Genomic DNA, 6,368 nt, shown 5'->3' on the forward strand with positions numbered 1-6,368 from the left:
CCAGATAGATCACTATCGCGGGCAAGCCATGCTCCCACAGAAGAATGCGTTACCTTGTGAGAGCAAGGCTTGCCCGCGATGAGGCCCCCGCGGTTCAGGACTTCTTCTTATAGGCAATGCAGTCGATCTCGACTTTGCAATCGACCATCATGCTCGCCTGCACGCAAGCCCGGGCCGGTGCGTGCTCGGGGCTGAAATATTCACCGAAGACCTTGTTGAAACTCCAGAAATCCCGCGGGTCGTCCAGCCACACGCCGCAGCGCACCACGTCTTCCAGGCCATAACCGGCTTCTTCGAGAATGGCGATCAGGTTCTTCATCGTCTGGTGCGTCTGCTCGACGATCCCGCCAGCGATGATTTCACCGTCCACCGCCGGCACCTGGCCGGACACGTGCAGCCAGCCGTCGGCCTCCACGGCCCGGGCGAAGGGCCGTGGCTGTCCACCGCCCGCGCTGCTGCCAGTGCCGTAACGAGTAATGCTCATGGGTGTCTCTCCTTATCCAACGCAGTTAAAAACGGGTGTTCTTGAGGAATTCCGCCAGGCGTGGCGATTGCGGGCGCTCGAACAGGGCCTTCGGCGGGCCCTGCTCTTCGATGCGGCCCTGGTTCATGAACACGATCTGGTCCGAGACCTCGAAGGCAAAGCGCATTTCGTGGGTCACCAACAGCATGGTCATGCCGTCCTCGGCCAGCCCCTTGATCACGTTCAACACTTCACCCACCAGTTCAGGGTCGAGGGCCGAGGTGACTTCGTCGAACAGCATCAGGCTGGGGTTCATAGCGATCGCGCGGGCAATCGCCACGCGCTGCTGCTGGCCGCCGGACAACTGACCGGGAAAGTGATCGCGCCGTTCCAGCAGGCCGACTCGCGCCAGCCACTTCTCGGCCAGGGCCACCGCCTCATCCCTGGGCAGCTTCTTCACCTTGAGCAGGCCCAGGGTGACGTTCTGCAACGCGGTCAAATGCGGGAACAGGTTGAATTGCTGGAAGGCCATGCCGGTCATGGCCCGGTGCCGGGCGATGACTTTCTCCGGATGGCGCACGCGCTGGCCGTCGATGTCGTCATAGCCGATGGACTCGCCGTCGAGCATGATCTGGCCGCCCTGGAACTCTTCCAGCATGTTCACGCAGCGCAACAGCGTGGTCTTGCCCGAACCGCTGGAGCCGATCAGCGTGACCACATTGCCGCGCTGCAGGCTCAGGTCCACGCCCTTGAGCACTTCCAGCGGACCGTACTGTTTGCGCAGGCCGCGAATGTCCAGCAGCGGCCGGGCGTTGGAGGGCTCTGTGTTGAAGCGATGGGAAACGTCAGTCATGGCAAGGCCACCCGCTTTTCAATGTGCCGGCCGAGTAACTCGATGGCGTAATTGATGATGAAAAAGAGAAACCCGGCGAACAGGTAGAACTCCAGGGTCATGAAAGTCCGGGCGATGACCTGCTGGGTGCTGAGCAGCAGCTCCGCCACCCCGATCACCGACAACAACGTCGAAGCCTTGACGATCTCGGTGGAGGAATTGACCCAGGTCGGCAGGATCTGCCGCAACGCCTGGGGCAGCAGCACATACCCCAGGGCCTGGAAGAACGTCAGGCCGATGGCCTGGCTCGCTTCCATCTGTCCACGGGGCAGCGCCTGCAAGGCCCCGCGCACGATCTCGGCGACATGGGAGCCGCAGAACAGCGTCAGGCCCAGCACGCCGGCCTGGAAGGCGCCGATCTGCCAGCCCAGCGCCGGGGCCATGTAGAAGCAGGCCAGCACCAGCACGAACACCGGCGTGCCGCGAATCAGGTCGACATAGAAACGAAACGGCGCGCGCATCCAGGTCCGGCCATAGGTCAGTACCAACCCGGCGACCAGGCCGATCAAAGTGCCTAGCAGGATCGCCAGCAGCGAACACTGCACGCTGGTCAGGAAACCGGCCCACAAGGTATCCCGGGCGACCCACAACTCATGCAACCAACTGGGGGATTCGTACATGGAAGGCTCCTAACGGCGGATCGCCAGGCGCTGCTCGACATACCGCAGCACCAGGGCAATGAGGTAACAGGCCGCGACATACAGGGCCGTGGTCACCAGCCAGGTCTCGATCACCCGGTAGCTCTCCACGTTGATCTTGCGGGCGTAATAGGTCAGCTCCGGCACGGCGATCGCCGCCGCCAGGGAGGTGTCCTTGAACAGCGAGATGAAGTTGTTCGACAAGGCCGGCAGCACGTTGCGCAGCATCACCGGCACGGTGATGTAGGCCTTTACCTGCCACTCCCCCAGGCCGATGGCCAGGCCTGCTTCGCGCTGGCCCTTGTGAATGCTCATCAGGCCACCGCGAAACACCTCGGTCAGGTAGGCCCCGGCATACAGCGACAGGGTGATGACGAACGACGACAGCTTGTCCAGGCGAATGCCCAGGCTCGGCAAGGCGAAGTAGATCAACAGGATCAACACCAGGATCGGCGTATTGCGGATCACCGTCACGTACACCGAAGCCAATACGCGCAGGATCCGCCGCTTGCTCAGCAGCGCGAACGCCATCGCCAGGCCGATCACGCAACCGATGGCGATCGACACCAGCGCCAGGGAAAGCCCCAACCCGAGGCCCGCAAGCAAGGTGTCGAAATCGCGCCAGACGGCGGCAAAGTTCAACTGATAGTTCATGGTCGACAATACCTTCGGCGGGATGCCCACGAGGGGCATCCCGGGCTCACGGGGTCATTTGTATTCAACGGGGAAACCGATGGCCGGCGACGGCAGGTCCACGCCGAACCATTGCTTGAACGACGCCGCGTAGGTGGGGAATTCCACGCCGGTCATGGCTTCATGCAAGGTGGTGTTGACGAAGTTCAGCCAGTCCTGGTCGCCGCGCTTGACCGCGCAGGCGTAGGTCTGCGGGCTCCAGGCATAGGCCGGGCTGCGATAGCGACCGGGGTTCTGCACCATCAGGTACTTCACCGAGGACTGGTCGGTGGCGGCGGCATCGGCGCGGCCGGAGTTCACCGCCTGGTACATCAGGTCGACACTGTCGTACTGGTCGACCTTGGCCTTGGGCAGCGCCTGGTGCACCAGCTCCTCGGCGTAGACATTCTGCAGCACCGCCACGGTGACACTGTCGCCGGCGGCCTTGAGGTCCTCGATTTCCTTGTACTTGCTGTTGGCCGGCAACAGCAGGCCCACCCCTTCGCGGTAGTACGGCAAGGTGAAGGCCACCTGCTGGGCACGGCTGGCGGTAACGGTGATGAACTGGCAGCTCATGTCGACCTTGTCGGTCAGCAGGTTGGGAATCCGCGCATCGGAGGACTGCACCACGAACTCGACTTTCTCCGGATCATTGAACAGGCCCTTGGCGACCATCCGCGCAATGTCGATATCGAACCCCTGCAACTTGCCGTCTGCTCCCTGGAAGTGCCACGGCGCATTGGTGCTGCCCGTGCCCACGATCAATTTCCCGCGTTGCAGCACGCTGTCCAGCTTGCTGTCGGCCGCCTGGGCGACACCCACGGCAGCCATCGAGGCCGCGAAGAGAAAAACACACGCTTTGAACAAGGAAGGTCGGCGTTGCATGGCAAGCACTCCAGATGGGTTTATTCCGCTATACCGGAACATGGTATGTAACAACGGAATAGACAGCAGAAAGTGTGCCACAGGCTGGAGGGCCTTGGGAGAGCAAAATGGAAAGTGAGGGAAATCAGGGAGATGGGAGAAAACAGGCGCGTGACGTTAGCGTCGACGCGCACACCGTTGCTACCGTTGACCACGACCCACGGGTAACAAGGCCCCAAGCCGGGTACCCGGCGCACCGAAACGGAGCCACTCTGGAATTTGTACATGGATCCCTGTGGGAGCGAGCTTGCTCGCGATGGCGGTGTAGCAGTCAATATCAAATGGCGACTGACCTGACGCTATCGCGAGCAAGCTCGCTCCCACCATTGTTCGGTGGGGCCGGGCCTATTTGCGCTTGTAGCTCTTGCTGCCACCAGGTGTCAGGCAATACACCCCGCCCCGGGGGCCCACGCAGTAACTGCCACTGCCGCACTGGCACCCGTCGGCTTGCTTGAGCAAGGACTGCGGCCGGGCTTCGTTGCGAAGCCCCAGCACAGCGGAACAGGATTTCTTCGAAGCGCTGATGGACCCGTCGTTGCAGAGGAACGTATCACCGTCGCACCCGGCAACCCCGCCCTTGCGCCCGGAACACGGTTGATTGGCAGCAAAGGCCGACGTACACAGGACCAACAACAGGCTCGCAACGCAGGTGCGAAGTAAGGCGGACGTTCCGTGACAAGGCTTCATGGCAGCTTCCTGGCTGATAGATGGCCCTATGCTATCACTGGACGATGCCCGTGCCTAACGCCCGCAGAACCTCAGCCTCGACAGCATTCGCAAATCCCCTTCGCGGTAATACTCATCGCTCCAGCCGTCATCCACCGCCAGCGGCTGGACCTGCTTGAGGGCCAGTTTCTTCGCGAAGTAGCGAAAGCGGTAGTGCTCATAGAAACGCAACAGCTCCAGCCCGTAGCGGTCGGCCAGGTCGGTGTCGCCCTGGATGATCAGGTAGTTTTCGTCGTTGCCGCCGCTGGCGGCGGCGCTCAGGTTATGGCTGCCGCTGAGGATGGTCGGTGTATCGCTGGTGAAGTCGGTGACGATGGCCTTGGTGTGCACCAGCAGGTTGCCCTTCTGGCCTTTCATGTTTTCCCTGAGCCAGCCTTCCAGGCCGGTGTTGAGCAGCGCGGTGGCGGCGAATTCGGCGGTGCGGTCGGCATGGAAACCGGTGATGCGGCTGGCGGTGTTTTGCAGGCCGTAGCGCAGCACGTCGTCGTTCGGCTGGCCGAGCAAGGCGTCGAGGATCCGTTCGGGCAGGACGAAGGCGGTGACGAACAGCAGGTCCTTGCGGGCACCACGGATGATGTCGACGAAACGGTCCAGGTCGCCCTCTCCGGTGCGCGGCGAGAACCCGGCGAACAATGGCTGGCCGGGGTCCATGGGGTTGTGCTCGGTCAGCCACTGGCGCGTCGCGTCGACGTCCTGCGGCGCGGCCCAGATCTGCTCGAACACCTGATGGTAGCTGTCGCTCACCCGCGGGTCGTCCAGCACGTGCACGACGTTGGCCTGGCGATAGACGCCGTTGGCGGTGAAATTGGTGCTGCCGCACAGGACCGCTTGCGGCTGCAACGAACCGGTGTCGTCCACCTGGCTCAGGACGATGAACTTGTCGTGGAAGATGTCATGAGTGACCCGCCCGCGCTTGTTGGCCGCCGGCAGTTTTTCCAGGCTGGTCTCGTTGCGCCGGGTGGTGTCGTCGCCCGGCTCGGCGTGGTACAGCACCCGCACCCGCGCACCCCGGGCGAAGGCGGCATTCACCGCGTCGACGATCACCGGCAGCTCGTATTCGTAGATGGCAACGTCCAGGGCCCAGGTGGCATCCAGGGCCCGGTCGATGAAGCCGACCAGGCGCCCCAGCAGGCCGTTTTCCAACCAGCGACGCGGGGCGTCGGGCCAATCGTCGATGGACAGGTTGCGATTGGCACTGATCAATGCGTCCAGCTCGAGAAACTTGCGCTGGAACGCCTGGCTGGCGGCCACGGCGCGGTTGAAGATCACCCGCTGGTTGGCCGGCTGACCGTCGTCGCTGGTGACGGTGACCTCCAGGGATTCGCCCAATTGCGGCGCGTCGGGACTGCCATAGGCCAGGTGCACACGGTAGTGGATCGTCACCCCCGGGTTGACCGCGTAGTCGGCCCAGCGAAATTTCTGCAAGGGCGCCTGGTCGCTGGGCGTGGCGTGAAATTGGGGAAACGTGTGGGCCTTGCCGGGGAAGGTCAGGCTGTTGAACAGGAACAACCAGGGCTTGTCGCCCTGCTGTTTCTCGATGGCAAACCCCAGCAGCCCCTTGCGACGGGATTCGGCCAGGTCCATGGCGAGTAGCACGCCGTTGGTACCGGCATAGGCCTTGACCCGAAAATCGTCCTGGGGGTTGGTCACGAGTACGCGCATGATTCACTCCTGTGAGGGGGCTGCCTGAGCATAGTGCAGTGATGCGGGTTGAGGGGGCAGAACCGGAACCGAGGTGATGCTAATCGCGAGCAAGCTCGCTCCCACAGGGGGCCGGGAGGCATAGGCTCACCACAAGATCCTGTGGGAGCGAGCCTGCTCGCGAAGACGGCCGTACATTCGACATCATCGCCAACTGACCCACCGCTTTCGCGAGCAGGCTCGCTTGTGTCTTAAGACAGGATAAAGTCAAAGGTGAGAGGGGTGGACAGCAAGCTGACGGGTCGCGGTGCCCTAAGCACGTGTGGGAGCCAAGCTGCTGTCCACTCTTCCCGCTTTGGCTCAAAGCTCGAACAGTTGACTGAGTTTTCGCCCTCGAACAACAAGCATGAGC

Annotated in this window: 7 protein-coding genes; all 7 read right to left on the minus strand. The window is 62.6% G+C overall.

Going from position 1 to position 6,368, the window contains the following annotated elements; all coding sequences use genetic code 11:
* Nucleotides 1-94: 94 nt before the first annotated feature.
* Nucleotides 95-484 carry a RidA family protein gene (locus tag Q6A48_RS24150; protein ID WP_304556921.1) on the minus strand — a complete coding sequence of 130 codons (390 nt, stop codon included), beginning with the start codon at nt 482-484 and terminating at the stop codon, nt 95-97.
* Nucleotides 485-509: 25 nt separating this feature from the next.
* Nucleotides 510-1,316: an amino acid ABC transporter ATP-binding protein gene (locus Q6A48_RS24155; RefSeq protein WP_304556922.1), complete on the minus strand. Its 807-nt coding sequence runs from the start codon at nt 1,314-1,316 to the stop codon at nt 510-512.
* A complete protein-coding gene (locus tag Q6A48_RS24160; protein WP_304556923.1) occupies nt 1,313-1,975 on the minus strand; it encodes an amino acid ABC transporter permease in 663 nt (220 codons plus the stop codon). Before Q6A48_RS24160 ends, Q6A48_RS24155 begins: the two co-directional genes overlap by 4 nt.
* Nucleotides 1,976-1,984: 9 nt before the next feature.
* Entirely contained in the window at nt 1,985-2,647 is a 663-nt protein-coding gene (locus Q6A48_RS24165; protein ID WP_304556925.1) for an amino acid ABC transporter permease, read from the minus strand.
* A gap of 54 nt (nt 2,648-2,701) precedes the next feature.
* Entirely contained in the window at nt 2,702-3,550 is an 849-nt protein-coding gene (locus tag Q6A48_RS24170; RefSeq protein ID WP_304556926.1) for a transporter substrate-binding protein, read from the minus strand.
* A 384-nt stretch (nt 3,551-3,934) separates the two neighbouring features.
* Nucleotides 3,935-4,276, minus strand: coding sequence for a YdcA family protein (locus Q6A48_RS24175; RefSeq protein ID WP_304556927.1), 342 nt, complete (start codon nt 4,274-4,276; stop codon nt 3,935-3,937).
* Nucleotides 4,277-4,330: 54 nt separating this feature from the next.
* The gene (locus tag Q6A48_RS24180; protein WP_304556928.1) at nt 4,331-5,977 is read right to left on the minus strand and encodes a phospholipase D-like domain-containing protein; all 1,647 of its coding nucleotides are present in this window, start codon (nt 5,975-5,977) and stop codon (nt 4,331-4,333) included.
* Nucleotides 5,978-6,368 lie beyond the last annotated feature (391 nt).

It is taken from the genome of Pseudomonas citrullilanati, assembly GCF_030580855.1.
Taxonomy (GTDB): domain Bacteria; phylum Pseudomonadota; class Gammaproteobacteria; order Pseudomonadales; family Pseudomonadaceae; genus Aquipseudomonas; species Aquipseudomonas citrulli.

What these genes read in the sequence shown, in the direction of transcription:
- Q6A48_RS24150 (WP_304556921.1), bottom strand. Translation starts at nt 484, where the DNA reads ATGAGCATTACTCGTTACGGCACTGGCAGCAGCGCGGGCGGTGGACAG.
- Q6A48_RS24155 (WP_304556922.1), bottom strand. Translation starts at nt 1,316, where the DNA reads ATGACTGACGTTTCCCATCGCTTCAACACAGAGCCCTCCAACGCCCGG.
- Q6A48_RS24160 (WP_304556923.1), bottom strand. Translation starts at nt 1,975, where the DNA reads ATGTACGAATCCCCCAGTTGGTTGCATGAGTTGTGGGTCGCCCGGGAT.
- Q6A48_RS24165 (WP_304556925.1), bottom strand. Translation starts at nt 2,647, where the DNA reads ATGAACTATCAGTTGAACTTTGCCGCCGTCTGGCGCGATTTCGACACC.
- Q6A48_RS24170 (WP_304556926.1), bottom strand. Translation starts at nt 3,550, where the DNA reads ATGCAACGCCGACCTTCCTTGTTCAAAGCGTGTGTTTTTCTCTTCGCG.
- Q6A48_RS24175 (WP_304556927.1), bottom strand. Translation starts at nt 4,276, where the DNA reads ATGAAGCCTTGTCACGGAACGTCCGCCTTACTTCGCACCTGCGTTGCG.
- Q6A48_RS24180 (WP_304556928.1), bottom strand. Translation starts at nt 5,977, where the DNA reads ATGCGCGTACTCGTGACCAACCCCCAGGACGATTTTCGGGTCAAGGCC.